This is a genomic window from Pseudonocardia sp. EC080619-01 (assembly GCF_001420995.1).
Taxonomy (GTDB): Bacteria; Actinomycetota; Actinomycetes; order Mycobacteriales; family Pseudonocardiaceae; genus Pseudonocardia.
On record NZ_CP012184.1, the window covers coordinates 2,999,903 to 3,026,478 of the forward strand.

A 26,576-nucleotide genomic window follows, 5' to 3' on the forward strand; every position below is an offset into this window, starting at 1 on the left:
CCGGTCAGCTCCGCACGGGCCCGACGCGCGCCCGGCGACACCGCGCCGCGTCCGCGAGCCGCTCCAGCTCGCCGACGAGGAGCGGCCCGTCGGCCGGACCGGCGTGGACCGTCGCGCCGTCCGGCAGCGCCCCGCCGACGACGGCCGGGGTGGGGCGGTGCTGGTGGAAGCAGCCCTCCGCCGTCGCGTGGACCAGCAGGACACCCGGTGCCCGGCACGGGTCCGGCCCCCGTCTGCCCGCGCCGAGCTGCGCCATCCCGTCGATCTCCCCCATCCGCCGGACGACGTCCACCTCGGAGCCGGTGCACCCGCGCCGCAGCAGCTCCGGGACGAACCGCGCGTCGTCGCCCCCGGCAGCGGCGACGGCGTCGGCCAGCACCCCGGCCGGGATCCGCACGGTCGGTCCCGGTGCCGCGACGACGGGGCCGAGCAGCGACACCAGGGTCGCGGCGGCGTCCTCCGGCCGGATCCGCAGCAGCGCCACATCGTCGCCGATGCGGGTGGCCAGCACGGCCCGTCCGGCGCGGTGCCCGACGACCGCGCGCTGCCGGGACGGCGGGGCGACGACGAGGTCGTGCTGGAACTCGGCCCCGACCGCCGTGCGGAGGTCGTCGGCCAGTGCGGGCAGGAACCCACCGCCGGTGACGAGCCCACGTGCGGCGAGCGACGCGATCCCCCCGCGGACGACCCGGGCCCGTTCGACGTCGGTGGGGCCGGGACTGACCAGCCCCAGGACCGCAGGGTTGCGGCCGAGGTCGAGCAGGTCGCGCGCGACGTCGAACTCGGTGGCGGTGAGGACGGTGGCCCGGCTCCAGTCGATCATCGCGGGTCCTCGTCGGGACCGAGGACGGCGTCGGTGGCGGTGATCTCGACGGCGAAGACCTCGTCGGTGGGGACGACGTAGCGGTTGCGGTGGTCCTGCCCGTCACGGGCGCCGCCGACGCCACCGGCCATCGGGCCGTAGCCGCCCGCACCCGTCGCGGCGCGGGCGGCTCCGGCATCGGCGGTCCGGAGCGGGTGGGCCTCGCCGAACCCGCCGCGGGCGCCGGGGCCGCGGGGCTCCGTGCCCCACCCTCCGACGGATCCGCCGCCCGGGCGGCCCGCGGTCGGCGGGTACGGCTCGGCGAGCCCGCCGCCGGAGCCGCGGCCGGCGACGGGCACCCCGCCGCGGGGCCCGGTCGGCAGCTGGTGCCTCCGTGCCTCCTCGGTGAACCGGGCGGCGCGCTCGTCGCGGGCCCGCGCGGCGTCGGGGGCGCTGACGGTGGGGACCGGGGCGGGGAACGCCCGGTCGGACGTGGGCCTGTCGGGACCGATGGCGTCGCCACCCGTTCCGGGCAGCCGTGTCAGGTCCTGGCCGCCCCCGGGCACGTGTCCCGACGGGGTGGTCCGGTCCGGGCCGCCGCCTGGGCCAGGTCTCCCGCGTGAGGTCGCCCCGGGGGTCTCGCGGCCCGGTCCAGGAGGTGTGGGGACGGGGGTGACGCCCACCGGGGCGGGTCCGCCGGACGTCCCGGGGCCGGGGACTTGCCCGGGGCTGCTCGGGCCTCCACCGACCGTGCCACCGCCCGCGCCGCCGATGCCTGATCCACCACCCGCACCTGCGACACCGCCGGACACCCCACCGCCTCGGTCCCCGCCACCGGCCACTGATCCTTCGGATCCGGGACCCGCTCCCTGGCCGGGCGAGACCCCCGCGGGTGCCGTCGCCGTGGTGAAACGGCTGTCGGTCTCGAACGTCTCGCTCTGGTACCGGGCGAGTGCGCGGTTGGCGACCTCGTCGTTGGCCTGGTTGTGCTCGGCGATCGTGACGTGGTCGTCGCCCCTGCCCCACAGGGAGTGCCACGCCTCGCTGCCGTTGTCGACGGCTCGTGCGAACCAGGTGTGGTCGTCAGGATCCGTGTAGGTGATCTGACGACGCATCGCCTCGAACGATCGGCCGTGGTCGGCCATCCGATCCGCGCCGTTCCGTACGACGGTGGCGGTGTCGGCGATCCCACCGGCCGTCGTGGCGAGCGAGGTCCGGGCGGCGTCGCCCGCCCGGCCGGTCCACGAGACCCCCAGATCCCCGACCCCGCGGTCGGTGGACTGCCGCGTCGTGTCGAGAGTGGTCGCGAGGGTGGTGAGACCGTCCGAGGTCTGCTGGGCCACCGTCATCCCGGGCTGACCGTTCACCCAGGCGAACTTCGTCGCCATGTCGAACGCCGCGAAGTTGTAGCAACCCAGGACGGGCATGTCAGATACGGCCATGGTCGCCTCCTACGCGCGGTATTCGTGGAGGCGCGCGGTCAGCCGGGGGCGTGCCGCGTCCAGGGATGCCGTGATCGCTTCCTCGGTGTATCCGTAGTGGTGGGCGGTCTCGGTCAGTCGGCCGACCGCTTCGATGATCTCGTGGAGGTGAGCGGTGTGCACGGCGATGATCTGCTCGACCTTCCGGCCGAAGGACAAGGCTGCGTCCCTCGACACGAGGTCGCCACCGCAAGGCCTCACCACACAGTCGTCGCGGGCGCGCCGCAGCGCCACCTGCATCTGCTCCGCCTGGAATTGGAGCTCGTTCCGGACCGCCAGGACATTCGTCCGATCGATCTGGGTCATCAGGCTGTCCGACGCGGTTCCGCGGGGGGAATGGGGATCGATGTCCACACGGCGACGCTAGGACGGCGAGAGCGGGGCCGAGGCGGATCGACGATCCGCGTTTGCCGGAGTGAATCGTGACGAGGTCAGGGAGCGAGACGCCGCGCACGTGCGACCACGTCGGTGGCCACGTGGAGCACCTCGCCACACACGTCGTCGATCGGCCGGGGCCGGCCGTCCACGTAGTGGGTCGAGAGGACCAGGACGCGCATCATCTGCATGTCGTCGACATCGACGACGAGCGCGCACGACGGCGCGGAACCCGGGGTCTCGATCTGCTGGACGGCGCCGTAACCGGCGACGTTCTCGATCGATCGGCCGCTGCCGACCGCGGCCTCGGCGCTGATCCCGACGATCTGGACGCTGTAGCTCGTTCCTGTGTCGAAGTTGTCCCATCCGCAGTTCCGGGCCTCCACGCCGTCGTCGAGCGTGTTCCGGCTCGACTCTCCGTCGCGCACGCCGAGTGCGGTCCTGGTCTCCGATGTCAGCAGTGCGCACGGGTCGATCCGGCCCACGTCGATATCGTGCGGGCGCACCGGAAACGAACTGTCCGGAGTGTTCGCGGCGCAGCCGGCGAGCACTGCTCCGCAGAGGAACGACACCATGAACGGGGTCGCGTAGCTCCGGGTCGGTCGTGCCACGTGATCCTCCGGAACGGGGGGAATCAACAGATTAGACCGCCCTCGTACCCAGCGCTCCCTTTCCCGTCTTCCGTAGCCGTGCAGGTCCCGCTTTTCCGAGACGGTCAGGCCGGAGCGGGTGCGGTCGCCTCCTACGAGCGGTATTCCTGGAGGCGTGCGGTCAGTAGGGGGCGTGCCGCGTCCAGGGATGCCGTGATCGCTTCCTCGGTGTATCCGTAGTGGTGGGCCGCCTCGGTCAGCCGGTCGACCGCTTCGGTGATCTCGTGGAGGTGAGCCGTGTGCACAGCGATGATCTGTTGGATCTTCCTGCGGAAGGACAAGGCTGCGTCGAGTGAGACGACGTCCTGACCGCACGGCCGAACCCGGCAATCGTGGCCTGCGCGCATCAGCGCTGCCTGCATCTGTTCGGCCTGGAACCGCAACTCGTTCCGCACCGCCAGGACGTTCGACCTGCTGATCTGCACCATGAGCGCGTCTGATTCCGTTCCGCGCGGAAGCAAAGGATTGTTGTCCACCCGGACATGCTCCGACTCGCTGTTCGCGGCCGTCGTGTATCGACCGGTCCGATTCGCTTCCGCGAACGAGCCTCAGCTCGCGAGATGCCGGGATTCGAGGATGACGGTTTCGGCCATTCGGGATGCGTCGTCGCAGACGTCGGTGATGGGCCGCGGCCGACCGTCTTGATAGTGAGTCGAGCGGACGAGGACCCGAGCCATCTGGCCGTCGTTCATGTCGATGACAAGTACGCAGAGCGGGGCGGAGTCCACGTTGTCGACGTGTCGGACCGCTCCGAATCCGCCTACGACTGTGATCAGCCGGTCGTCGCCGACGGCCTTCCCGGCGTCGATCCCGACCAGCTGCACGCTGTAGCTGATCCCCGTGTCGAAATTGTTCCACCCGCAGTTCCGGGCGCGGGCTCCTTCGTCGAGAAGATTCTCGCTCGGCTCTCCCGTCTCGACGTCGAGTCGAGCCTGTTCCCCGGCAGGCAGCAGGGCGCACGGGTCGAGCTGTGCGATGTCGATGTCCTGCGGTCGATCGGGGAACGGGCCGGCGGGTTCCGATTCGCCACATCCGCTGAGGACCGCGCCGACGGTGAGTGCGATGAGAAAGACGGACATGCGAGACCGGACCGGGACAGTCACGTGATCCTCCGGAGCAGGCGGGAAACCACAGGCTAACTCGCCCGTCGACTCACCGGACCCGTTTTCCTGCACCCCGCAGTCGCATAGATTGCGGGAACTTCGCACAAGCTGGAATCGGTGCGGCAGTCCCGGATCCCGTGCGGTCGCGGTTCAGGTTGTGCGGTTGCTGCGGCCGGCGCCTGTTCCGGCGAGGGAAGGGCGGATCCGATGCCGTGGTTCACGGATGCGAATCGCTCATGGGGTCGGCATGTTCTGCAGGAAGCCCTCGGCGAAGTCGTTCGCCCGGCGGCAGACGCGGTCGACCTGGCGAGGACGGCCGTCGTCTCCGTAGTGGACCAACTGGACCTGGATGCTCAGCGCAGTGGTCTCGCCGCCGTCGACGACGAGTTGACAGGTCGGTGCGCAAGAAGTGCCACATGACCCTCCGGAAGAGACGGGAAACCACAGCCCCACCCGCCCATCACCCCAACCCCCGCACCTCACAGCCGCGCAGATTGCGGACCCTCGGCCCGGGCAGAACCGGTGCGGCTGCCCCGGATCCTGTGCGGCCGCGGTTCAGGCTGTGCGGTTGCCACGGACGGTGCGCGGCGGGCCCCGGGCGGGGGCGCGGCCGCGCCGGGCGGCGCGTGGTCCGGCGCGTCGCCGCGCCTGCTCCGGCGTCGCGAGGCGTGGTCGGCGGCGTGGGTGCAGGCGTCGGGCGCCGGGGAGTGGTCCGCTCACCAGGAGGAACGAGGGTCTCCGGAAAAAGTTGAGTCTAGTCGGAACAAGTCTGCATGGTCGCCCGTTGGACCGGGTACCAAGAAGTTGAGCAGCGCCCACTCAAGCTCTTACCCCGGACCGCTCCCCGGTCTGATAGAACTTGAGCCGGAGGCACTCACACCCCGCAAGTATCGACTCGCACGCATCAACACGGAGGCAGCCACCATGGCTCGTACGGTCGGGATCGACCTCGGGACCACCAACTCCGTCGTCGCCGTCCTCGAGGGTGGCGAGCCGACGGTGATCGCGAACTCGGAGGGTGCACGCACCACTCCGTCCATCGTCGCGTTCGCCCGCAACGGCGAGGTTCTCACCGGTCAGTCCGCGAAGAACCAGGCCGTCACGAACTCCGACCGCACCTTCCGCTCGGTCAAGCGCCACATTGGCACCGACTGGAAGACCCCGGAGATCGACGACAAGACCTACGCCGCGCAGGAGATCAGCGCCCGCGTCCTTCAGAAGCTGAAGCGTGACGCGGAGTCCTACCTGGGCGACGAGGTCACCGACGCGGTCATCACCGTCCCCGCCTACTTCGAGGACGCGCAGCGGCAGGCGACGAAGGAGGCCGGCCAGATCGCCGGCCTGAACGTGCTCCGCATCGTCAACGAGCCGACCGCGGCCGCGCTGGCCTACGGCCTCGACAAGGGCGAGAAGGAGCAGACCATCCTGGTCTTCGACCTGGGTGGCGGCACGTTCGACGTGTCCCTGCTGGAGATCGCCGAGGGCGTCGTCGAGGTCAAGGCGACCAACGGCGACAACCACCTCGGTGGCGACGACTGGGACGAGCGGATCGTCACCTGGCTCGTCGACAAGTTCAAGTCCTCCCAGGGCATCGACCTGACGAAGGACAAGATGGCGATGCAGCGGCTCCGTGAGGCCGCGGAGAAGGCGAAGATCGAGCTGTCGAGCTCGTCCTCGACCAACATCAACCTGCCCTACATCACGGTCGACTCCGACAAGAACCCGCTGTTCCTCGACGAGTCGCTGTCCCGCGCGGAGTTCCAGCGGATCACCCAGGACCTCCTGGACCGCACCCGCCAGCCGTTCAACCAGGTCATCAAGGACGCCGGCATCTCGGTGAGCCAGATCGACCACGTCGTGCTCGTCGGTGGCTCCACCCGGATGCCCGCCGTCACCGAGCTCGTCAAGGAGCTGACCGGCGGCAAGGAGCCCAACAAGGGCGTCAACCCGGACGAGGTCGTCGCCGCCGGCGCCGCCCTGCAGGCCGGCGTGCTGCGCGGCGAGGTCAAGGACGTCCTGCTGCTGGACGTCACCCCGCTGTCCCTCGGCATCGAGACCAAGGGCGGCGTCATGACCAAGCTGATCGAGAAGAACACCACGATCCCGACCAAGCGTTCGGAGGTCTTCTCCACCGCGGACGACAACCAGCCGTCGGTGCAGATCCAGGTCTTCCAGGGCGAGCGCGAGATCGCCGCGTACAACAAGAAGCTCGGCATGTTCGAGCTGACCGGCATCGCGCCGGCCCCGCGCGGCGTCCCGCAGATCGAGGTGTCCTTCGACATCGACGCCAACGGCATCGTCAACGTGTCCGCGAAGGACATGGGCACCGGCAAGAGCCAGGAGATGACGATCACCGGCGGGTCGGCGCTGTCCAAGGACGACATCGACCGCATGGTGCAGGAGGCCGAGGCGCACGCCGAGGAGGACGCGAAGCGCCGCGAGGAGGCCGAGACCCGCAACCAGGCGGAGACCCTCGTCTACCAGACGGAGAAGTTCGTCAAGGAGAACGACGAGAAGCTGCCGTCCGACGTCAAGGAGTCGGTGAACGCGTCCCTGGGCGAGGTCCAGGAGGCGCTGAAGGGCACCGACCACGAGGCGATCAAGTCCTCGATGGAGAAGCTGGCGACCGAGTCCCAGAAGATGGGGTCCGCCCTGTACTCGCAGCCGGGCGCCGACGGTGCCGCGGGTGCGGCCGACGGCGACGCCGCCGGTGGCGCTGCCGGTGGGCAGCAGGAGCAGGACGACGTCGTCGACGCCGAGATCGTGGACGACGACAAGGACGCCAAGGGCGACAAGTGACGGCCGGCGGCCATCCAGAGGACAGGACGGTCGACATGGCAGGCGACGAGAAGCAGCAGGACGAGCCGGTGACCTTCCGGGACCGCCGCAAGGTGGACCCGGAGACCGGTGAGGCCCGCCCGCAGGAGACCGGGGCCGCCGAGCAGGCGGCCCCGGCCGGGGACGGCACCGACCAGATCGTGGATCCGGTCGCTGGTCCGGCCGACGGGGTGGACCCGGAGGTCGAGAAGCTCACGGCCGAGGTCGCCGAGCGCACCGCGGACCTGCAGCGGGTCACCGCCGAGTACGCCAACTACCGGCGCCGGGCGGACCGGGACCGCGAGCAGACCCAGCTCGCGGCGAAGGTCTCGTTCGTCTCCGACCTGCTCACCGTGCTCGACGACTTCGAGCGCGCCGAGCAGCACGGGGACCTGACCGGGGCCTTCAAGTCAGCGGCCGACAAGGTCGGCGGCGTGCTCACCAAGCTCGGCCTGGAGCCCTTCGGGGCCGAGGGCGAGCTGTTCGACCCGCAGCGGCACGAGGCCGTGCAGCACGAACCGGCCGAGGGCTCCGGCCCCACGGTCACCGTGCTGTCGGCGGTGCTGCGCCGCGGCTACCGGATCTCCGACCGGGTGCTCCGGCCGGCGATGGTCACGGTGCAGGACCGGCCGGAGGCCGAGGTCTCCCCGGAGGCCCGGGCCGAGGCCGCCGAGGGCGGCACGGATCCGGCGGGCGGCGACGCCGGGCCGGGCACCGGCGAGCCGGAGAACCCGGCCTGACCGGAAACCACAGTGGACGTCGGCACGCGGTGCGGTGGACGGGCCCCGGGAGGGGCGTGTTCCACCGCACCGCGGGCGTGACCGGGAAGGGGGCGGGGTGACCCAGCGCGACTGGATCGAGAAGGACTACTACCGCGAGCTGGGCGTCTCCTCGACGGCGTCCCAGGACGAGATCAAGAAGGCGTACCGGAAGCTCGCCCGTGAGCTGCACCCGGACGCCAACCCGGGCGACGAGAAGGCCGAGGCCCGCTTCAAGGCGGTGTCCGAGGCCTACGGTGTCCTCGGGGACGAGGCCAAGCGCAAGGAGTACGACGAGACCCGCGCGATGTTCGCGGGCGGCGGCGGTTTCGGCGGTTTCGGCAGCGGGGGCGGCTTCCCCGGCGGCGGCGCAGGCGGTGCTGGCGGACCCGGTGGATTCGACATCAACGACCTGTTCGGTCAGGCCGGACGGGGCGGCGGCGGCTCCGGCGACTTCAGCGACATCCTCGGCGACATCTTCGGCCGCACCGCCCGCAACAGCGGTGGGGCCGGTGCCGGTGGCTTCGGCGCCGCCGGTGCCCGCCGCGGCCAGGACGTCGAGAGCAGCCTGACCATCTCCTTCGACGACGCGGTCCGGGGCGCGACCGTGCCGATCCAGCTGTCCTCGCCCGGCCGGTGCGAGCGGTGCGGCGGCACCGGCTCCCGTCCGGGCAGCACCCCGCGTACCTGCGTGACCTGCGGTGGCGCCGGCCTGGTGAACCGGAGCCAGGGCGCGTTCTCGTTCTCCGAGCCGTGCCGCGACTGCCGCGGGACCGGCCGGATCATCGACGACCCGTGCCCGGAGTGCCGCGGCGACGGCGTGTCCACCCGGACCCGCTCGCTGTCCGTGCGGGTCCCCGCCGGCGTCGACAACGGCCAGAAGGTCCGGCTCGCGGGCCAGGGCGAGCCCGGCCGCGGCGGGGCGCCGGCAGGCGATCTGTACGTGACGGTGAGCGTCACCCCGCACAGGATCTTCGGGCGGTCCCCGAAGAACGCCGACGATCTGACGATCACCGTCCCGGTGACCTTCCAGGAGCTCGTCCTGGGTGCGACCCTGACGGTGCCCACACTCGACAGCACGGTCTCGCTGAAGATCCCGGCCGGGACCTCCAGCGGCCGGACCTTCCGGGTCGCGGGTCGCGGTGTCGAGCGGAAGAACGGCAAGAAGGGCAACCTGCTGGTGACCGTCGAGGTGGCGGTGCCGCAGAAGCTGGACCAGGCGGCGACGGACGCGCTGCAGGCGTACGCCGAGGCGACGAAGTCGATCGATCCGCGGGCGGACCTGCTCGGTAGCTCCAGGAGGTGAGTGCGGTGGCCGGACGGCCCCAGGACGGCGACGGCCGCGGCCGCGCCCCGTCCGACGCGACGGGTCCCGACGCGGTCGCGCACGACAGCCCGGTGTTCGTCATCTCCGTCGCCGCGCAGCTGTCCGGCCTGCACGCCCAGACCCTGCGCAGCTACGACCGGCTCGGGCTCGTCAGCCCGGGCCGGGCCTCCGGCGGCGGCCGTCGCTACTCGCAGCGCGACATCGCCCTGCTCCGCGAGGTCCAGCGCCTCTCCCAGGAGGAGGGCGTCAACCTGGCCGGGGTCAAGCGGATCATCGAGCTGGAGCAGCTGGTCGACGAGCTGCACGCGCGGCTCGAGGAGACCACCGCCGAGCTCGACGCCGTCCGCGCGGCCGCCGCCCAGGCGACGGCGGCGGTGCACCGGTCCTATCGGCGCGATCTCGTCCCGGTGGACCGCCGGGCCGTCGTCCGGTGGCGGCCGGGCCGCCCCGAGCAGTAGGCCGGTCCGAGCGGGCGGTCGCGTGGAGCACCGGACCGGTCCGAGCGGCCGGTCGCGTGGCAGGGCGGACCGTGCCGGTCGGGTGGGTTTCAGGCCGCCACGGGTGCGGGTGCCAGCCCTCCGCGGCGCGCGAGCGTGCCCAGGACCGCCGCCCCCGCCAGCGGGATCGCCGCGAGCACCACGAACGGCACCGCGGCAGGAACCGACGGATCGAGCAGCGCGCCGACGACGGTCGATCCGATCAGCACCATCAGGCCTCCGAACGAGGCGAGCACCCCGAAGTGGGCGCCGAGCCGGCGTTCCCCGGCCAGTCGGGGCACCAGGTCCTGCGCGACCGGGACGGCGAGCATCTCGCCGACCGTCAGCAGGAGCACCATCGCCACCGCCGGCGTGACCGCCCACCAGCCGGGCAGCCCCGGCAGCAGCCGCGCCACCGCGACCACGGCGAAGGACGTGGCGATCAGGCAGAAGCCGATCACGACCGAACGGCCGGGCCCCAGCCGTCGTCGGGACCAGCCGGTGACCCGCAGCTGCAGGCTGATCACCAGCACCGACATCATCACGAACAGGAAGCCGAGTGCGGCGGTGCGGTCGACGCGTTCCAGCTCTGCGGGCAGCGCCAGGTAGAGCTGGTTGTAGGAGAGCAGCCAGCCGGAGTAGCCGGTGGCGAACACCATGAACCGGCGGTTGCCGAGCACCTCGCCCCACCCGGCCAGGATCGGCTGCCCGGCGTGCTCGGCGGGGCTCCACGGCAGCAACCGCCAGTGCGCGAGCCCGACGAGCACGAACCCGGCCGCGGCCACCAGGCACGCGGTCCGGAAGTCGACCAGCAGCAGCGCCGTGCCGACCAGCGGGCCGGTGACGGTCCCGACCTGACCGGCGACGGAGAACATCGCGAACACCTCGGCCCGCGGCGGGCCCTCCCCGGAGCGCTCCAGCTCCCCGCCCGCGCGGGCCAGTGAGGACTCCACCGCCGGCGAGAACAGGGCGGCGGCGAACCCGGTGAGGAGGGCACCGCCGATCACGGCGGGCAGCGTCCCGGCGGCGCCGAGGAGGATGAAGCCGATCACACGCAGTGCGCAGCCGACGAGCACCACCGGCTTCGCGCCGTAGCGGTCGGTGAGCGCCCCGCCGACGACGAACAGCCCCTGCTGGCTGAACGTCCGCAGCCCCAGCACGAGCCCGACGGCCGCTGCGGCCAGCCCGAGATCGTCCGCCAGGTGCGTGGCCAGGTAGGGCAGCACCATGTAGAAGCCCACGTTGAACGCCAGCTGCGTCGAGATGAGCAGCTGTACGACCGGGGGGAGGGCCCGGAACGCGGCCCAGCGGGGCGCGCGGCCGGGGAGGGCGGCCGGTGCGGGCCCGGTCGGCCGCCGGCGGGTGTTGCGGAGCACCACCCAGTGGTATCAGGTCGCGGATCGCAATCGCGACTCGATGGCAACAGGCACATATGCGCACAGATGCACATGCTTGACCGTCTGCACACACTTTCCGAGGATCTTCCGGGCGCCGGGTGACATCCCGTCGAGGCGCCGGAGAGGACGATCCCGACATGCCCGCCGAACCGGCCGTCGTTCCACCACGCCGTCGATCGCCCGTCCGGGTCGCCGCCGCGCTCGCGGTGAGCACCGCGATCCTCACCGCCTGCGGTGGTCCCGGCGGCGGGACGGGGCAGGTCGTCCCGGACGGCACGCTCACCCTGGCGATGGCGTTCGCCCCCGCGGCCGGTTACGCCGTGGACACCGACGACGCGTTCGTGGTCTCCCAACTGGGTGTGACCGAGTCGCTGGTCGCCTCCGGCCCCGACGGGCAGCCGCGGCCCGCGCTGGCCACCGCGTGGGAACAGCAGGCCGACGCCCGGACCTGGCGGTTCGAGCTGCGGCCGGGCGTGACCTTCCAGAACGGCGAGCCGCTCACCGGGGAGGCCGTCGCGACCGCCCTGAACCATGTCGCCGGCGTCGAGGCGCCCCCGCGCGCGGTCAAGGGCACCGGCCTGCAGGCCGCGGCCGACGGCGGCGCCGCCGTCCGGGTCACCACCACGGCTCCGGACCCGATCCTCCCGCTGCGGCTGAGCAGCGCGAACACCGCGATCCTCGCCCCGTCGGCGTACGGGGCGACGCCGCCGTCGCTGCAGGGCACCGGCACCGGGCCGATGACGATCACCGAGCTGAACGGCACCCAGTCGGTGACGCTGCAGCGCAACGACACCTACTGGGGTGAGCGTCCGCAGGCCGCCACGGTCACCGCGAACTTCGTACCCGACCCCGCCGCGCGGGCGCTCGCCCTGCGGGCCGGCGACGCCGACATCGCGCAGGAGCTGCCCGAGTCCAGCGCCCTCGAGTTCACCGGCGACGGGTACACGAACGAGACGGTGCCTGCTCCCCGGACCGCGTCGCTGATGCTGAACCAGTCCCGTCCGCCGTTCGCCGACGTGCGGGTGCGGCAGGCCGTCACCGCCGCGATCGACCGGACCGCGCTCGGCGAGCAGGCCCTCGCGGGGTCGGCGATCCCGGCGTCCGAGCTGTTCGGCCCGGCCGTCGCCTGGGGTTCGCAGGAGGCCCCGCCGCCCGCCGACCCGGCCCGCGCCCGCGCGCTGCTCGCCGAGGCCGGCTACGACGCGGGCAACCCGCTGCGCGTCGAGCTCGGCACCTACAGCACCCGGGCCGAGCTGCCCACCCTGGCGACGGCCGTGCAGCAGATGCTGCGCGAGGCCGGCATCGAGGCGACCATCCGCGTCGGTGACTACGACGCCCGCGAGCCCGACCTGCTCGCCGGGAACTACGACATGTATCTCGGTTCCCGCAGCTACCTGCTCGACGTCCCCGACGCCGGAGCCACCCTGACCAGCGACTACGGCTGCGAGGGCTCGTACAACATCAACCGGTACTGCTCGCCGGAGTTCGACGCCCTGCTCGCGCCACTGGCGACCGTGACCGATCCGGCCGCCCGCCAGGACGTGTTCCGGCAGGCCGCGGCGAAGCTGAACGACGACGCCGTCGGCGTCCCGCTGGTGCACACCAGTGCCAACGGCGTCGGGAGCCGGGTGGCCGGCTATACCGTCGACCCGCTCGCGAAGACCCTCGTCGTCCCCGGGCTGGCGAAGACGGAGTGACGACCCTCCTCCTCCGCCGGCTGCTGGCCCTGCCGCTGGTGTTCGTGGCCGGGGCGGTGCTGGTGTTCCTGCTGCCCCGGCTGTCCGGTCAGGACACCGCGCTGGGCATCCTGCGCAGCCGGACGGGGGAGGCGGATCCCGATCCGGCGGTGCTGGCCGCGCTGCGCGAGGAGTACGCGCTGGACGGCGGCTGGTGGGACCAGTTCACCGCCTGGTTCGGCGCGCTGCTCGGCGGCGACCTCGGCATCTCCTACGCCAGCCGGACCCCGGTGTCCGGGCTGCTCTGGCCCGCGCTCGGCGTCTCGCTGGTGCTGACGGTCGCGGCGCTGGTCGTCGCGGGGCTCGTCGGCGTCCCGGCCGGCGTGCGGGCCGCGCGCCGGCCCGGCGGGCGCTTCGACCGGATGCTGACCTCCGGATCGGTGCTCGGCGTCGCGGTGCCCGAGTTCGTCCTCGGCACGGTGCTCGTGCTGGTGTTCGCCGTGGTGATCCCCCTGTTGCCGGCCACCGGCTGGGGATCGCCCGCGCAGGCGGTGCTGCCGGTACTCACCCTGGCGGCGTTCCCGGCCGCGCTCTCCGCGCAGCTGGTGCGCGCCGAGACCGTCGACGTGCTCGGCCGCACCCACGTGACGGTCGCGCGGGCGAAGGGGCTGCCGGACCGTGTCGTGCTGTGGCGGCACGGCGGGCGGCTCGCACTGACGTCGGTGGCCTCGATGTCCGGGCTGTTCCTGGGCGGCCTGCTGGGCGGCTCGGTCGTGGTCGAGGTGCTCTTCTCCGTACCCGGGGTCGGCCGCCTGCTCTACGACGCGGTGCTCGGGCAGGACCTCCCGGTCACCCAGGCCGGGCTGCTGGCGATCATCGTCCTGGCCTCGGTGGCGGGGATCGCAGCCGAGCTGCTCGCGCTCGCGCTGGACCCGGTCGCCCGGAGCGCGGTCCGGTGAGCGCCGGTGTGATGGCCGGACGCCGGTACGCCGCGGACGGCCGGTCGGTGCGCCTGCGCCGCCCGCTACAGATCGGCGGCCTCGTGCTGCTGGGCGTGCTCGTCGTGCTCGCCCTGCTGCCGCTCGACCCGACGACCAACGACCTCTCGCAGCGGTTCTCCGGTCCCACGCCGGAGCATCCGCTGGGGACCGACCAGCTCGGCCGGGACATGCTCGCCCGGCTGGCGGTCGGGGCGCGGATCTCGGTCGGGTTCACGGTGGTGGCGCTCGCGGTCTGCGCGGTGACCGGCACGCTCCTCGGGGTGGTAGCCGCCTGGGCCGGCGGGGTGGTGGGCCAGCTGTTCCAGCGGATCGTCGACGTGCTCGTCGCGATCCCGGCGGTCCTGATCGGACTGATCGTCGTGGCCGCGTCGGGCGGCGCGCCGGGAGTGTGGTCGCTGCTGGTGGCGGTCGTCGTCGCCGGGTGGACGCCGTTCGCGCGGTTGACCTACCAGCTCGTCGTACGCGAGCGGAGCCGCGAGTACGTCGAGGGCGCGGTCGCCGTCGGAGCCGGACCCGGGCGCATCGCGTTCCGGCACGTGCTGCCGAACCTGACCCGGCCGCTGCTGTCGCACCTGTGCCTGCGGTTCGCGAACATCCTGCTCACGGTGGCCGGACTGTCGTTCCTCGGGCTCGGGCCGCAGCCGCCGACCCCGGAGTGGGGGGTGATGCTCGCCGACGGGAGGCAGTTCCTGTTCAACGCACCGCAGCTCGTCGTCCTCCCCGCGCTGGCCGTCGTGGGCACGGCGCTGATCGTGACCGGGATCGGCCGGGAGATCGAGCGACGGACCGTCACCGGACCTTCCGGACAGTTCTGAAAGAGCGTCGTTCCTGCCAGACTTGTGCGAGAGCGCACGAACGGCAGGAGGCACGACGTGGCGGTGACGGCAGCGGACGGACGGCGGCGGGGCGAGGCCCGGCCCGAGCTGAAGTGCCTGGTGGACGAGACCGGGGTGGTGCCGCGCACCGCCTCGGTCGACGACGCCCGCGCGGTGCTCGCCGAAGACGGTGTCGTGCGGATCCCCGGGGCGGGGCTCGACCCGGAGTGCCTCGTCGTGACCGCGGCCCGGGTGCTCGGGGGCCGGTTGCGCGAGCTGTTCGGGATCCGCCCGCAGGGCGGGACCGACTCCCCCGCACTGGGCCTGCACAACGACGGCGCGTACCTCCAGGGCGACGTGCACGGGCGCACCGTGCGCCTGCGCGACCCCGACGAGGACTACCTGCTGATGCACTGCACGTCGCCGGCGCCGTCCGGCGGGGACTCGGTGCTCGTCGACGGCTACGCCCTGGTCGACCGGCTGGCCACCGACCACCCGGAGCTGCACGCGTTCGTCACCGGTGCCGACACCGACTTCTTCGGGACGCGGGTGGACCCGCCGCGCGGGGTGCCGGCCACACCCCTGCTCCGCAGGATGGTCGAGTACACCCGGGGTGGCCGCCGCGCGGTGCGGGCCAGCGACTACGCGCTCCCGGTGCCCCGTGTCCCCGAGTGGGACGAGCACCTCGCCCGGATCGAGGAGTACGCCGACCTGCTCGCGACGGCGTCCGAGGCGGCCCCGCGGTTCCGGATGGACAGCGGTGACCTGCTGATCCTCGACAACTACCGGTTCCTGCACGGTCGCGACGCCTTCAGCGGCTCGCGCACCCTGCACGTCCTGTCGGTCAGGACGACCGAGGCCTTCTGAGACACCGACGGCCGCCCTCCACACCGGGAGGGCGGCCGTCGGCGTCGTGCGTGGTGGCGCTCAGTCCATCGTGAACGGGTCGTAGGTGATCCGGTCCAGCGGCGTGCCCGCCACCAGCATCCGGGACACCGTCGAGCGGATCATCGCCGGCGAGCCGCACACGAGGACGTCGTGGTCGCTCCAGGCGCCGAACCGGGTCACGACGTCGGCCAGGGTGCCGGTCTCGGCGCCGGACGGCTCGTCCTCGTGCTCGACGACCGGGATCACGTCCAGCCACGGGAAGCTGTAGGACAGCTTCCGCAGCGAGGTGAAGTCGTACAGGTCGTCCCAGGTGCGGCCACCGACGAACACCTGGGTGCGCGGCGGCCGCGGCCGCTGCCGCACCTCGTCGAGCAGGGCCTTCATCGGGGCGACGCCGGTGCCACCGGCGACCATCAGCAGCTCACGCTCCGTGTTCTGCGGGACGGCCATCCGGCCCATCGGCGGGCCGATCCGCCAGGTCTCGCCGATCTGGCTGTGCGCGACGATCGCCCGGCTCACCCAGCCGTTCTCGACGGCGCGGACGTGGAACTCGATCGTCCCGTCGTGCCGCGGCGCGTTCGCCGGGGACAGGTAGCGCCAGAGCCGAGGGCGGTGCGGCGTCTCCACCGAGACGTACTGCCCGGCCTGGTAGGGCACCTGCTGCTCGGTCGCGACGGTGACGACGGCCAGGTCCCAGCCGATCCGGCGGTGGTCGACGACCCGGCCGAGCCAGGACGCCGGCCCGCGCTCGGCGGCGGCGGCCTGCTGCATCGCGTCGGCGACGATCCCGTACGCGCCGGTCCAGGCCTTCTCGACGTCGGGCGTCCAGTTCTCGCCGGAGTACGTCGCGATCGCCGAGATCAGCGCGTCGCCGACCGCGTCGTAGTGCTGGGAGAGCACGCCGAACTTGCGGTGGTCGCGGCCGAGCTGCTGCAGGAAGGGGACGAGGTCGTCCGGCTGGTCGACCATCTGGACGACGTGGACGAGGGCGCGCAGCAGGCGGCTGCGCTGCACCTCCATGTTCACCGGGAACAGGTCCCGCGTCTCCGGGGCGCGGCTGAACAGGCGCGCGTAGAAGTGCTTGCCGAGCTCCTCGGCCTGGGGCTCGACGAGGGCGAAACTGTTCCGGATGAGCTCGACGGTCCGGTCCGCCTCCGAGGCGGGGCGTCGCGGCGGGGCGACGTCGCCGGCGATCAGCTGGTCAGCAGTCATGCCTGGCGGACACTCTCCTCGGTCGTGCTCCGTGCCGCGGTGCCGGTGGGCCTCGACGCCCCGGCACCGCCGGTCAGGGTACGCGAGTTCCTCCGCCCGCCGGTGCGACGCGCAGCAGCCGGCTCACTCGGTGGCAGCGAGCGGGTACGCATGGTCACGAATCATCCGTTCGGGGACGGTGGGCACTCGTCATGGCGTGGGTGGCGCCACGGTCAGGATAGCGCCCGCGCCGGAGAATGCCGACGTGGCGGGGGCGGTGTGTGCATCCTGCGTCCGTTTGGTCCTGGGCCCTCCGGATGGCACGGTGGTGTCCGTGCCCCTGCGAACCCCCGCCCCGGTGCTCCCCGGCCGGGAGCGTCCCGCGAGCCTTCCGGAGACCCTCCCGCACCCCGAGGAGTCCCACCGGCCGGGATCGGCGGGCGAGCACGTGTTCCAGGACGAGGTCGGCAGCACCGCCCGTGCCGACCGCTTCTACGACGACCAGCTCCGTGACCGGCTGCTCCCCACGATGGTGGAGTTCATCGGCCGGATGGAGATGGCGTTCGTCGCCACCGCCGACGGCCACGGGGAGTGCGACAGCTCGCTGCGCGCGGGCCCGCCCGGCTTCGTCCAGGTGATCGACGAGTTCACGCTGGCCTACCCCGAGTACCGCGGGAACGGCGTCTACGCCAGCCTCGGCAACCTCGTCGAGAACCCGCACGTCGGGATGCTGATGGTGGACTTCACCGAGTCCCTGATCGGGCTGCACGTCAACGGCCGCGCCCGGATCATGGACGACGCCGCCTTCCGCGCGGCCTTCCCCGGCCACGGCGGCGAGCAGGTGGCCGGCCGCCGCGCCGAGCGCTGGGTGGTCGTGGAGGTCGAGGAGGCCTACATCCACTGCCGCAAGCACATCCCGCGGATGGAGCGGGTGACGCAGCGGCGGGCGTGGGGGACCGACGACCCGGCCCGCAAGGGCGGCGACTTCTTCGGTGCGAAGGGGACCCCGCGGCGGGTGCCGCGGCCGGCACGCCGCCGGTTCCCCAGCACCACGCACCTGGGTGCCGGTGCCTCCCGCGCGCTGCGCCGCCGTCCGCACTCCCGCTGAGCGGCGCCACTCCGCACCCCCCCGGCACTCCCCGGGCGGCGCCCGGCGAGGGCGTCCGGGCCGTGAGCCGTGCGCGCCGTCCGGCGAGGACGCGCGCGCACCCCGACGCCGTACTCCCATGCCGCCGTCCGATGTCGACGGCCGCGGTCCGCGTCGGATCCGCCGGTGCCCCGTGGGGTGGCGGCCGAGCCGGTCCCCCGCGCCCCTGGGGAACAGAGGGTTCGAGAAATATCGACCTGAGCGGAACAGACTCAACTTTCCTGCCGTTGTCACTGTCGAGAGGTGCGCCGGCGGGCAGACTGTGCGGACAGCGGTCCGCGGTGCCGCTCCCCACCACGGACCACCAGACGACAGAGAAGGACCAGGAGGAACGCGGAGCATGGACTCCTTCAACCCCACCACCCGTACTCAGCAGGCCATCTCCGCAGCCGTCCAGGCCGCGACGCTGGCCGGCAACCCCGATGTCGGGCCGACCCACCTCCTCGGTGCGCTGCTCGCCCAGGGCGACGGCATCGCCGCGCCGCTGCTGGAGGCGGTCGGGGCGGACGCCGGCGCCGTCCGGAAGGACGTGACCGCGCTCGGGAACCGGCTGCCGTCGGCGTCGGGCTCCTCGGTGAGCGCGCCGCAGCTGTCCCGGGACGCGCTCGCCGCGATCACCGCGGCCCAGCAGCTCGCGACCGAGATGGGCGACGAGTACGTCTCCACCGAACACCTGCTCGTCGGGCTCGCGCAGTCCGGCGGCCCGGTCGCCCAGCTGCTCCAGCGCTACGGCGCCACGCCCGACGCGCTGCGCGAGGCGTTCGGCAGGGTCCGCGGGTCGGCCCGGGTGTCCAGCCCGGACCCGGAGAGCAGCTACCAGGCGCTGGAGAAGTACGGCCAGGACCTGACCGCCCGCGCCCGCGACGGCGGGCTCGACCCGGTCATCGGCCGGGACACCGAGATCCGCCGCGTGGTGCAGGTGCTGTCGCGCCGCACCAAGAACAACCCGGTGCTCATCGGCGAGCCGGGCGTCGGCAAGACCGCCATCGTCGAGGGGCTCGCCCAGCGGATCGTCGACGGCGACGTGCCCGAGTCCCTGCGGGGCAAGCGGGTCGTCGCGCTCGACCTGGGCTCGATGGTCGCCGGTGCGAAGTACCGCGGCGAGTTCGAGGAGCGGCTCAAGGCCGTCCTCAAGGAGATCACCGACTCGGCCGGCGAGATCATCACCTTCATCGACGAGCTGCACACGATCGTCGGGGCCGGCGCGTCCGGCGAGGGCGCGATGGACGCCGGCAACATGATCAAGCCGATGCTCGCCCGCGGTGAGCTGCGGATGGTCGGCGCCACCACGCTCGACGAGTACCGGCAGCACATCGAGAAGGACGCGGCGCTGGAGCGCCGGTTCCAGCAGGTGCTGGTCGGCGAGCCGAGCGTCGAGGACACGATCGGCATCCTGCGCGGGCTCAAGGAGCGCTACGAGGTGCACCACGGCGTCCGGATCACCGACGCCGCCCTGGTCGCCGCCTCCACCCTGTCGGACCGCTACATCACCGCGCGGTTCCTCCCCGACAAGGCCATCGACCTGGTCGACGAGGCCGCGTCCCGGCTCCGCATGGAGATCGACTCGCGGCCGGTGGAGATCGACACCGTGGAGCGGGCGGTCCGCCGGCTGGAGATCGAGGAGATGGCGCTGGAGAAGGAGTCCGACGCCGCCTCGGCCGACCGGCTCGTCGCGCTGCGCGCCGAGCTGGCCGAGAAGCGCGAGGAGCTCACGGCCCTGACCGCACGCTGGCAGAACGAGCGTGGCGCCATCGAGTCGACCCGCGAGCTGAAGGAGCAGCTGGAGCAGCTCCGCGGGGAGTCCGACCGCGCCGAGCGCGACGGCGACCTGGGCCGGGCCGCGGAACTGCGCTACGGGCGCATCCCGCAGCTGGAGAAGGAGCTGGCCGAGAAGACGGCGGTCGTGGAGACCCACGAGGACGTCATGCTCAAGGAGGAGGTCGGCCCGGACGACGTGGCCGACGTCGTCAGCTCCTGGACCGGCGTACCGGCCGGCCGGATGCTGGAGGGCGAGACCGCGAAGCTGCTGCGCATGGAGGACGAGCTCGGCCGCCGGGTGATCGGACAGGCCGAGGCCGTCCGCGTCGTCTCCGACGCGGTGCGCCGCGCCCGCGCGGGCATCGCCGACGAGAACCGGCCGACCGGCTCGTTCCTGTTCCTCGGCCCGACCGGTGTGGGCAAGACCGAGCTGGCCAAGGCGCTCGCCGAGTTCCTGTTCGACGACGAGCGCGCGATGGTCCGCGTCGACATGAGCGAGTACTCCGAGAAGCACTCGGTGGCCCGCCTGGTCGGCGCCCCGCCCGGCTACGTCGGCTACGACCAGGGCGGCCAGCTCACCGAGGCGGTGCGGCGGCGGCCGTACACCGTCGTGCTGCTCGACGAGGTGGAGAAGGCCCACCCGGACGTCTTCGACACGCTGCTGCAGGTGCTCGACGACGGCAGGCTCACCGACGGCCAGGGCCGCACGGTGGACTTCCGCAACACCATCCTGGTGCTGACGTCCAACCTGGGCAGCCAGGCGATCGCCGACCAGGCGCTCGACGAGAAGGCGCGCGAGGACGCCGTCATGGCCGTCGTCCGGACGCACTTCAAGCCCGAGTTCCTCAACCGGCTCGACGACGTCGTGGTCTTCCACGCGCTGTCCACCGACGAGCTGACCCACATCGTCGACATCCAGGTCGGCGTGCTGGGCGACCGGCTCGCGAAGCGGCGGCTGACGCTCGAGGTCTCCGACGCGGCCCGCGAGTGGCTGGCGATGAACGGGTTCGACCCGGTCTTCGGCGCCCGGCCGCTGCGCCGGCTGGTGCAGAGCTCGATCGGTGATCAGCTCGCCCGCGAGCTGCTGTCCGGATCGGTGCGCGAGGGCGACACCGTGCGGGTCGATCTCGACCCGTCGGCGTCCGGCGGGACCGGTGCGCTGGTCGTCGGCAGGTCGACGAGCCCGGTCGCGATCGCGAACTGATCCCCGGACCCGGCCGTGGGCCGGGGCGGTGGAGGCCATCGTCCCGGTCCATGGAGCGACCGACATCGTCTCCGCCGTCGGCGGAGACCTGGCTGGCCGAGTACCGCGAGCGGCTCGACGAGATCCGGGTACGGGTCGAGCAGGCCCGGGACCGGGCGACGGCGGTGACCGCGACCGCGCAGACCCGGGACGGCGCGGTCGCCGTCACCGTCGACGCGTCCGGCGCCGTCACCGACCTGCGGTTCGGGGTACGGGCCGACGACCTTCCCCGTGCGCGGCTGGCCGGGACCGTCCTGCGGCTGTGCCGCGAGGCCGCGGCCGACGCCCGATCCCAGGTCGAGAAGATCATGGAGCCGTTGACGTCCGGCGGCAGCCGGTGACGGCCGCGGACGGCGGCTTCCGCGCCGATCCCGCCGGGATGGCGGCCGTCGCGGCCCGGCTCGACGACGTCGCCACGGCCGTCGACGCGGCGCGGCCGACCGCCGGCCAGGTCTCCGGGGACGCGTTCGGGCTGGTCGGCGGCCTGTTCGCCGGGGCGGCGACGTCGGCGGTGCACACCGGGGCCGAGGCCGTGTCCGCGCTCGCGGCGTCCCTGCGCCGGACCGCGGGGGAGCTGCGGCACGCGGCGCGCGACTACGAGCTGGCCGACGCCGGCGCGGCCCTGGCCTTCGCCGGGGTCGGGGTCCCGGCGGTCCCGGCCGGTGAGCGGTGACCGCGCCGTCCGCTCCCCCCGCCCCGGAGGGCGACGCCGGCGAGAGCGCGGACGCCTGGTTCGAGGGCAGCGGGATCGTCTCGTCGTACCGGGACGTGGGCACGGCCGTCGACGAGCAGGACGCCGCGGGCGTCGCCTGGGCCGCGGCCGCCGCCGGCCTGGGCACACTGGGGTTCGTCGCCGACCCGTTCGGGTCCCTGACCTCGGCGTTCGCCGGCTGGGCCATCGAGCACCTGTGGTTCCTCCGCGAACCGCTGGACGCCCTCGCCGGTGACCCGCAGGAGGTCGGCGACCTCGCGGCGGGCTGGCAGCGCCTGTCCCACGTGCTGACGGCTCAGGGCACGGCGGCGCGGACGGCGGTGGAGGAGGCGGGCCGCGCGTGGGAGGGCGCGGCGGCCGCCGGGTTCGCCGGCACCACCACGGCCGTCGCCGCCGGAGCCGACCGGATCTCCGAGCAGGCACGGGCGACGGCCGAGCTGGTCCTGCACACGGGAGCGATGGTCGGTGCGGAGCGCGCCCTGATCCGCGACGCCGTCGCGGACTTCCTGGCGGGCCTGGCCACGTCGGGGGTGCTCACGGCGATCAGCGGCGGGGCCGCCGCACCGGTCACCGTCACGAACGCGCTGCTCGACGCCGTGCAGCTGGGCCGGCGGCTGGGCGACCGCGTGCAGACGCTGGTCGACGCGCTCCGGGAGTCCGCCGAGCTCGCGGGGCGGGCCGAGACGGCGTTGCACGCCGCGATCGGCAGGCCGGACCGCGCGGTCGAGCACGGCAAACAGGAGGCCGCGGCCCGCGCCTCCGCCGCCGGAGGCGACGACCCGGCACCGGAGTGAGAGCACCTCGTACCCGGAAAGGTGCACGTCCGGGTCGTGGCGCTACCACGTCGCCACGCCGATCGGGACTACGCTCCGCGGCATGTCGGTCTGGTTCGTCATCGCCCTCGTCGCGGTCGTCGTCGGCGTCGGTCTGCTGGTCTTCGACCGCTTCCGCGGGGGCGCGACCCGCGACCGGAAGCGCTGGGCCTCGCTGCGCGAGTGGGAGTACCTCGACTCCGATCCCGTCCTGCCCAGCCGCTGGCGCTACGGGACCATCCACCAGGGTGGCCCCGGCGTGGCCCGCAGCCTGGTCACCGGGGACGTCCCGACGCCGGACGGCCCGCGCCGCGCCTACGCGTTCGACCACGAGCAGGCCGGACGGGTCAGCTCGGTGCTCTGCGCGGTCCAGGTGCAGGAGTCGCTGCCGGCCGCCGTCGAGCTCCGGCTGCCGTCGGCCCCGTTGCCCGACGACGCCGGGCTGGACCTCCTGGAGCCCGTCGGCGAGCGCTACGCCTTCGTCAGCGACGCCGACGCCGTCCGCCCGCTGCTGACGCCGCGACTGGCCGACGCGAGCGACGCGGTCGGCGAGGACGTCGAGCTGCTCTGGGCGGAGGACTCCTGGGTGCTGGCCGCCGCCCCGGTCGGCATCTCCGCCGACCGGATGCAGGACCTGCTCGCCGATCTCGCCGAGGTCGCCACCGCCCTGGAGGAGGGCCTCCACGTCCGGGGTCCCGCTGTCGAGTCCTGACCAGCGGACATCGCGCTGCGTTGATCAACAGACACGACACGTGACCACCCGATCGCGCTAGCCCGATCGGGGGTGGATACCCTGTTCGAGTGGCTGTGGCACTCATCACCGGCGGTGGCTCCGGGCTCGGCGCGGTTCTGGCCGAGCGGCTCGCCTCCCGCGGACATGACCTCCTCCTCGTCTCCCGGGACGCCGCGCGGGCGCACATCGCGGCCCGGTCGCTCGCCGGCCGGTACGGCGTCCGCGCCGACGTCCTGGTGACCGACCTGGCGACCCGGCGCGGCCTGTTCCGCCTGGAGGCGCTGCTCACCGGGCCCGAGGCCCCCGCGGTGGACGTGCTCGTCCACGACGCGGCGTCCGAGGTGACCGTGGCCGCGGGCGGTGTCCCCTCCGTGGACGACCGGCAGGCGCTCGTCGACCTCGGGGTGACGGCCACGATGCGCCTCACCCACGCCGCGCTGCCCGGGATGCTGCGCCGCGGCACCGGCACGGTCCTCGCGGTCGGGCCGGCACCGGCCCCCGGCGACACCGGTGGCGAGCCGGGCACGGTGTGGGCCACGGCCTTCACCGCCTCGCTGGCCGCGACGCTGGACGGCAGCGGGGTGCGCGCCGCCGTCGTGCGCGCCGACGACCGTCCGGAGCGGGCGCTCGCCGTGCTCGACGCCGAGGACCCGGCCGCCGCGCCGGATCGTCCGTCGGTGCTGCGGGACCTGCCGCGCCGCGCGGTCGGCGCGGGGGTGCGTGCCGCCCGCCGCGGCGCCGAGCTCCTCTCCGACGCCACCCGCGAGCCGCTCATGCCGGCCGCGGCGGCTCCGCGCGCCGGGTCCGGGCCGTCCGTCCCGCGCCGCGACGTGGCGGCCCCCGGCTGCGGCCACGCGCCCGAGGAGCTCCTCGCCGGTGCGGGCGCGCCGGCCGCCCCGGTGCGGGCGCCGTCCCGGCTGCCGGACCTGCCGGCCCGTCCGGGTGCGGGCCGGTCGACGGCCGCCGCCTCCGGGTGCGGCCGCTCGACGCACTTCGTCGCCGGGTCGCTGCGGACGGCCGAGCAGCGCTCCCGGGCGACGGCCGCCGCCCGCGACCGCGCCCGCACCCGGCACGTCTCGCCGCACGGCAGCGCCGTCGTCAGCGGAGCCTGACCCGGTACCGGGGCGCCGCGCGGGATCCGGCACCCCGGACGGGATGATGAACCGATGACGACGACCGGGACCCCGCCGCTGCCGAAGGCCGAGCTGCACCTGCACATCGAGGGCACGCTCGAACCCGAGACGGTCTTCGAGCTGGCCCGCCGGAACGACGTCGAGCTGCCCTACGCCGGGGTCGAGGACCTGCGGGCCCGGTACGACTTCACCGACCTGCAGTCCTTCCTGGACGTCTACTACGCCAACATGGCCGTCCTGCGCACCCGCGACGACTTCGCCGAGCTCGCGTCGGCGTACCTGCGGCGCTGCCCGGAGCAGGGCGTCCGGCACGTCGAGATGTTCTTCGACCCGCAGGCGCACACCACCCGCGGTGTCCCGATCGCCGACGTGGTCGGCGGTCTGACCGACGCGATCGACGAGCACGCCGGCACCGTCTCGGCCGGGCTGATCCTCTGCTTCCTCCGGGACCGGCCCGCCGACGAGGCGGAGGCCACCCTCCGCGCCGCGGAGCCCCACCTCGACCGGATCGTGGGGGTCGGGCTCGACTCCGCGGAGGTCGGCCATCCGCCGTCGAAGTTCACGGCGGTGTTCGAGCGGGCCCGCGGCCTGGGCCTGCGCCCGGTCGCGCACGCCGGTGAGGAGGGCCCCGCCGGCTACGTCCGCGAGGCACTCGACGAGCTGGGAGTGCACCGCGTCGACCACGGCATCCGTGCGATCGAGGACGAGGAGCTGGTCGCCCGGCTGCGCCGCGACCGGACGCCGCTGACCGTCTGCCCGCTGTCGAACGTGCGCCTCGGCTGCGTCCCCGGGATCGGGCTGCACCCGCTCCCGGAGATGCTCGCGGCCGGCCTGCACGTGTCGGTGCACTCCGACGACCCGGCCTACTTCGGTGGGTACGCCGACGCGAACTACGTCGCCGCCCGCGACGGGCTCGGCCTCACCGCGGACCAGCTGCGGACGCTCGCGGCGAACTCGTTCGAGGCCTCGTTCCTCGACGACGCCGCCCGGCAGGCGTTCGCCGGGGAGGTCCGCGCCTGGGGCGGTGACCCCGCCGGCGGGCGCCCGGCCTGACCGGGCGCTCCCGGTGGACGGTGCCGGTCCGGCGACGATCTCGATCGGCCCCGGGTGGGCGGCCTACATCGGACCGTCGCTCGGGCTCGCGCCCCACCGCGGGGCCGTCACCTGCCTCGCGGTCGGTGTCGACGGGCCGCTCACCGTCGAGGCCGACGGGACCGTGCTCGTGGCCCGCACCGTGCTCGTCCCGGCCGGGCTGCGGCACCGCGTCCGGTCCGCGGGCGAGCGGACGGCGTTCCTGTACCTCGATCCCGGCACCGCCGCCCGGCACGGCTGCCGGGACCGGATGACCGGTGCCACCGGACCGCTCGCCCACGACCACGCCGACGAGACCTCCGTCGTCGCGTCCGCGGTGTCCGGGGACGCCATCGCGCTCCGCAGGACCGCGGCGGGCGCGGGCAATGCGGCCGGGCCTGCCGATCCGCGCATCCTCGACGCCCTTCGTGACGTCCGGCGGCCCGGCGGCGCCGACCTCCCGACCGACGAGCTGGCCCGCCGCGCCGGCCTGTCCCCGGCCCGGTTCCGCCGGTCGTTCGCGGCGGAGGCGGGCATCGGGATCCGCGGGTACCGGCGGTGGGCCCGGATGATCGTCGTCGCGCAGGTCGTCGCGGCGGGTGGGGACCTGACCCGGGCGGCGGCCGACGCCGGCTTCGCGACGCCGTCGCACCTGAGCCACGCGTTCCGGCAGATGTTCGGCCTGCGGCCGAGCCAGGTCCTCGACGCCGGCGGCCGGATCCGGGTCCGGGCACCCGACGACCGGCACGTTCGTGACAGCGCCGCCGTCGACGGCCGGGCGAGACTCACGCCCGCACGGTGACCGGACCGGCCACCGGCGGAGCGGAGGTCCGGTGTGAGCGCGGTCGTGATCGTCGTGGTGGGTGTGTTCTTCCTGGGCATGGGGATGTACGGGCTGGCCGCCCCGGCGGCCCTGGTGCGGCCCTTCGGGCTGGTCGCCGACCGCCCGGAGAGCCGCTCCGAGGTCCGCGCGGTCTACGGCGGGTTCGGCGTCGCGACGGCGGCCGTGCTCGGTGCCGCGCTCACGCTCCCGGACCTGCACGACGGCGTCGTGACCGCGGTGGCCGTCATGCTCGGCGGGATGGCGGCCGGGCGGGTCGTGTCGCGGCTGGTGGACCGGCCGGTCGGGCTCTACCCGGTCTGGTTCTACTGCGGGGTCGAGATCGTCGCGGCGCTGCTGCTGGTGCTCGCGGTGCTGCCGGCCTGAGGG

The 26,576-nt window shown here is 73.6% G+C and carries 26 protein-coding genes; 18 read left to right on the forward strand and 8 right to left on the reverse strand.

What is annotated here, in order from left to right; translation table 11 throughout:
* Positions 1-4 precede the first annotated feature (4 nt).
* The 6 genes from AD017_RS14060 to AD017_RS14085 form a co-directional block, all read right to left on the reverse strand.
* The gene (locus AD017_RS14060; protein ID WP_060574493.1) at positions 5-823 is read right to left on the reverse strand and encodes an ESX secretion-associated protein EspG; all 819 of its coding nucleotides are present in this window, start codon (positions 821-823) and stop codon (positions 5-7) included.
* Positions 820-2,244, reverse strand: a complete 1,425-nt coding sequence (locus AD017_RS14065; protein ID WP_145984052.1) for a hypothetical protein — start codon at positions 2,242-2,244, stop codon at positions 820-822. Before AD017_RS14065 ends, AD017_RS14060 begins: the two co-directional genes overlap by 4 nt.
* Before the next feature lie 9 nt (positions 2,245-2,253).
* On the reverse strand, positions 2,254-2,637 hold the full coding sequence (locus AD017_RS14070) for a PE domain-containing protein (RefSeq protein WP_060574495.1): 384 nt from the start codon (positions 2,635-2,637) through the stop codon (positions 2,254-2,256).
* 77 nt (positions 2,638-2,714) lie between these two features.
* Positions 2,715-3,269 (reverse strand): DUF3558 family protein, encoded by a 555-nt coding sequence (locus AD017_RS14075; RefSeq protein ID WP_060574496.1) that lies wholly within the window; start codon positions 3,267-3,269, stop codon positions 2,715-2,717.
* Between the two features lie 131 nt (positions 3,270-3,400).
* Entirely contained in the window at positions 3,401-3,784 is a 384-nt protein-coding gene (locus AD017_RS14080; RefSeq protein WP_227012747.1) for a PE domain-containing protein, read from the reverse strand.
* A 72-nt stretch (positions 3,785-3,856) separates the two neighbouring features.
* Entirely contained in the window at positions 3,857-4,387 is a 531-nt protein-coding gene (locus tag AD017_RS14085) for a DUF3558 domain-containing protein (protein ID WP_060574498.1), read from the reverse strand.
* 948 nt (positions 4,388-5,335) lie between these two features.
* Here AD017_RS14085 and dnaK point away from each other — a divergent pair.
* From dnaK to AD017_RS14105, 4 genes are all read left to right on the forward strand, one after another.
* Positions 5,336-7,210, forward strand: a complete 1,875-nt coding sequence (gene dnaK / locus AD017_RS14090; RefSeq protein WP_010241410.1) for a molecular chaperone DnaK — start codon at positions 5,336-5,338, stop codon at positions 7,208-7,210.
* Between the two features lie 35 nt (positions 7,211-7,245).
* Entirely contained in the window at positions 7,246-7,968 is a 723-nt protein-coding gene (gene grpE, locus AD017_RS14095; protein ID WP_010241408.1) for a nucleotide exchange factor GrpE, read from the forward strand.
* A 97-nt stretch (positions 7,969-8,065) separates the two neighbouring features.
* The gene (gene dnaJ / locus AD017_RS14100; RefSeq protein WP_010241406.1) at positions 8,066-9,292 is read left to right on the forward strand and encodes a molecular chaperone DnaJ; all 1,227 of its coding nucleotides are present in this window, start codon (positions 8,066-8,068) and stop codon (positions 9,290-9,292) included.
* Between the two features lie 92 nt (positions 9,293-9,384).
* Complete coding sequence (locus tag AD017_RS14105) at positions 9,385-9,771, forward strand: heat shock protein transcriptional repressor HspR (protein WP_050802538.1); 387 nt, start codon at positions 9,385-9,387, stop codon at positions 9,769-9,771.
* Between the two features lie 89 nt (positions 9,772-9,860).
* Here the strand turns inward: AD017_RS14105 and AD017_RS14110 are convergent, their stop codons facing one another.
* Positions 9,861-11,165, reverse strand: a complete 1,305-nt coding sequence (locus tag AD017_RS14110) for an MFS transporter (RefSeq protein WP_227012748.1) — start codon at positions 11,163-11,165, stop codon at positions 9,861-9,863.
* Between the two features lie 158 nt (positions 11,166-11,323).
* Here AD017_RS14110 and AD017_RS14115 point away from each other — a divergent pair, with 158 nt between their 5' ends.
* From AD017_RS14115 to AD017_RS14130, 4 genes are read left to right on the forward strand one after another with little or no spacing between them, the layout of a single operon-like run.
* A complete protein-coding gene (locus AD017_RS14115; RefSeq protein WP_060574500.1) occupies positions 11,324-12,883 on the forward strand; it encodes an ABC transporter substrate-binding protein in 1,560 nt (519 codons plus the stop codon).
* A complete protein-coding gene (locus AD017_RS14120) occupies positions 12,880-13,821 on the forward strand; it encodes an ABC transporter permease (protein WP_060574501.1) in 942 nt (313 codons plus the stop codon). Before AD017_RS14115 ends, AD017_RS14120 begins: the two co-directional genes overlap by 4 nt.
* Complete coding sequence (locus tag AD017_RS14125; RefSeq protein WP_010241400.1) at positions 13,818-14,678, forward strand: ABC transporter permease; 861 nt, start codon at positions 13,818-13,820, stop codon at positions 14,676-14,678. Before AD017_RS14120 ends, AD017_RS14125 begins: the two co-directional genes overlap by 4 nt.
* 57 nt (positions 14,679-14,735) lie before the next feature.
* Positions 14,736-15,545 (forward strand): TauD/TfdA family dioxygenase, encoded by an 810-nt coding sequence (locus tag AD017_RS14130; protein ID WP_010241399.1) that lies wholly within the window; start codon positions 14,736-14,738, stop codon positions 15,543-15,545.
* Positions 15,546-15,605: 60 nt separating this feature from the next.
* On the opposite strand, the gene AD017_RS14135 is transcribed toward AD017_RS14130, so the two are convergent.
* Positions 15,606-16,778, reverse strand: coding sequence for a globin domain-containing protein (locus AD017_RS14135; protein ID WP_010241398.1), 1,173 nt, complete (start codon positions 16,776-16,778; stop codon positions 15,606-15,608).
* Between the two features lie 313 nt (positions 16,779-17,091).
* Between AD017_RS14135 and AD017_RS14140 the strand changes: the two genes are divergently transcribed.
* The 10 genes from AD017_RS14140 (at position 17,092) to AD017_RS14185 (ending at position 26,573) form a co-directional block, all read left to right on the forward strand.
* Positions 17,092-17,865 (forward strand): pyridoxamine 5'-phosphate oxidase family protein, encoded by a 774-nt coding sequence (locus AD017_RS14140; protein WP_369821674.1) that lies wholly within the window; start codon positions 17,092-17,094, stop codon positions 17,863-17,865.
* A 379-nt stretch (positions 17,866-18,244) separates the two neighbouring features.
* Complete coding sequence (gene clpB, locus AD017_RS14145; RefSeq protein ID WP_010241393.1) at positions 18,245-20,866, forward strand: ATP-dependent chaperone ClpB; 2,622 nt, start codon at positions 18,245-18,247, stop codon at positions 20,864-20,866.
* 50 nt (positions 20,867-20,916) lie between these two features.
* Positions 20,917-21,246 (forward strand): YbaB/EbfC family nucleoid-associated protein, encoded by a 330-nt coding sequence (locus AD017_RS14150; RefSeq protein WP_060574502.1) that lies wholly within the window; start codon positions 20,917-20,919, stop codon positions 21,244-21,246.
* A complete protein-coding gene (locus AD017_RS14155; protein ID WP_060574503.1) occupies positions 21,243-21,578 on the forward strand; it encodes a type VII secretion target in 336 nt (111 codons plus the stop codon). The genes AD017_RS14150 and AD017_RS14155 overlap by 4 nt, the downstream gene beginning before the upstream one ends.
* Complete coding sequence (locus AD017_RS14160; RefSeq protein ID WP_060574504.1) at positions 21,575-22,411, forward strand: hypothetical protein; 837 nt, start codon at positions 21,575-21,577, stop codon at positions 22,409-22,411. The genes AD017_RS14155 and AD017_RS14160 overlap by 4 nt, the downstream gene beginning before the upstream one ends.
* Positions 22,412-22,493: 82 nt before the next feature.
* Positions 22,494-23,141, forward strand: a complete 648-nt coding sequence (locus AD017_RS14165) for a hypothetical protein (RefSeq protein ID WP_010226297.1) — start codon at positions 22,494-22,496, stop codon at positions 23,139-23,141.
* Between the two features lie 89 nt (positions 23,142-23,230).
* Entirely contained in the window at positions 23,231-24,274 is a 1,044-nt protein-coding gene (locus AD017_RS14170) for an SDR family oxidoreductase (protein ID WP_082399246.1), read from the forward strand.
* Positions 24,275-24,328: 54 nt separating this feature from the next.
* A complete protein-coding gene (locus AD017_RS14175) occupies positions 24,329-25,348 on the forward strand; it encodes an adenosine deaminase (protein ID WP_060574506.1) in 1,020 nt (339 codons plus the stop codon).
* 13 nt (positions 25,349-25,361) lie between these two features.
* Positions 25,362-26,168: an AraC family transcriptional regulator gene (locus AD017_RS14180; protein ID WP_145982757.1), complete on the forward strand. Its 807-nt coding sequence runs from the start codon at positions 25,362-25,364 to the stop codon at positions 26,166-26,168.
* 33 nt (positions 26,169-26,201) lie between these two features.
* Positions 26,202-26,573, forward strand: a complete 372-nt coding sequence (locus AD017_RS14185) for a DUF4345 domain-containing protein (RefSeq protein ID WP_082399247.1) — start codon at positions 26,202-26,204, stop codon at positions 26,571-26,573.
* Positions 26,574-26,576 lie beyond the last annotated feature (3 nt).

Coding starts and splice junctions, on each gene's coding strand:
- AD017_RS14060 (WP_060574493.1), bottom strand. CDS start 823: ATGATCGACTGGAGCCGGGCCACCGTCCTCACCGCCACCGAGTTCGAC.
- AD017_RS14065 (WP_145984052.1), bottom strand. CDS start 2,244: ATGGCCGTATCTGACATGCCCGTCCTGGGTTGCTACAACTTCGCGGCG.
- AD017_RS14085 (WP_060574498.1), bottom strand. CDS start 4,387: ATGTCCGTCTTTCTCATCGCACTCACCGTCGGCGCGGTCCTCAGCGGA.
- dnaK (WP_010241410.1), top strand. CDS start 5,336: ATGGCTCGTACGGTCGGGATCGACCTCGGGACCACCAACTCCGTCGTC.
- grpE (WP_010241408.1), top strand. CDS start 7,246: ATGGCAGGCGACGAGAAGCAGCAGGACGAGCCGGTGACCTTCCGGGAC.
- AD017_RS14115 (WP_060574500.1), top strand. CDS start 11,324: ATGCCCGCCGAACCGGCCGTCGTTCCACCACGCCGTCGATCGCCCGTC.
- AD017_RS14135 (WP_010241398.1), bottom strand. CDS start 16,778: ATGACTGCTGACCAGCTGATCGCCGGCGACGTCGCCCCGCCGCGACGC.
- clpB (WP_010241393.1), top strand. CDS start 18,245: ATGGACTCCTTCAACCCCACCACCCGTACTCAGCAGGCCATCTCCGCA.
- AD017_RS14150 (WP_060574502.1), top strand. CDS start 20,917: ATGGAGCGACCGACATCGTCTCCGCCGTCGGCGGAGACCTGGCTGGCC.
- AD017_RS14165 (WP_010226297.1), top strand. CDS start 22,494: ATGTCGGTCTGGTTCGTCATCGCCCTCGTCGCGGTCGTCGTCGGCGTC.
- AD017_RS14175 (WP_060574506.1), top strand. CDS start 24,329: ATGACGACGACCGGGACCCCGCCGCTGCCGAAGGCCGAGCTGCACCTG.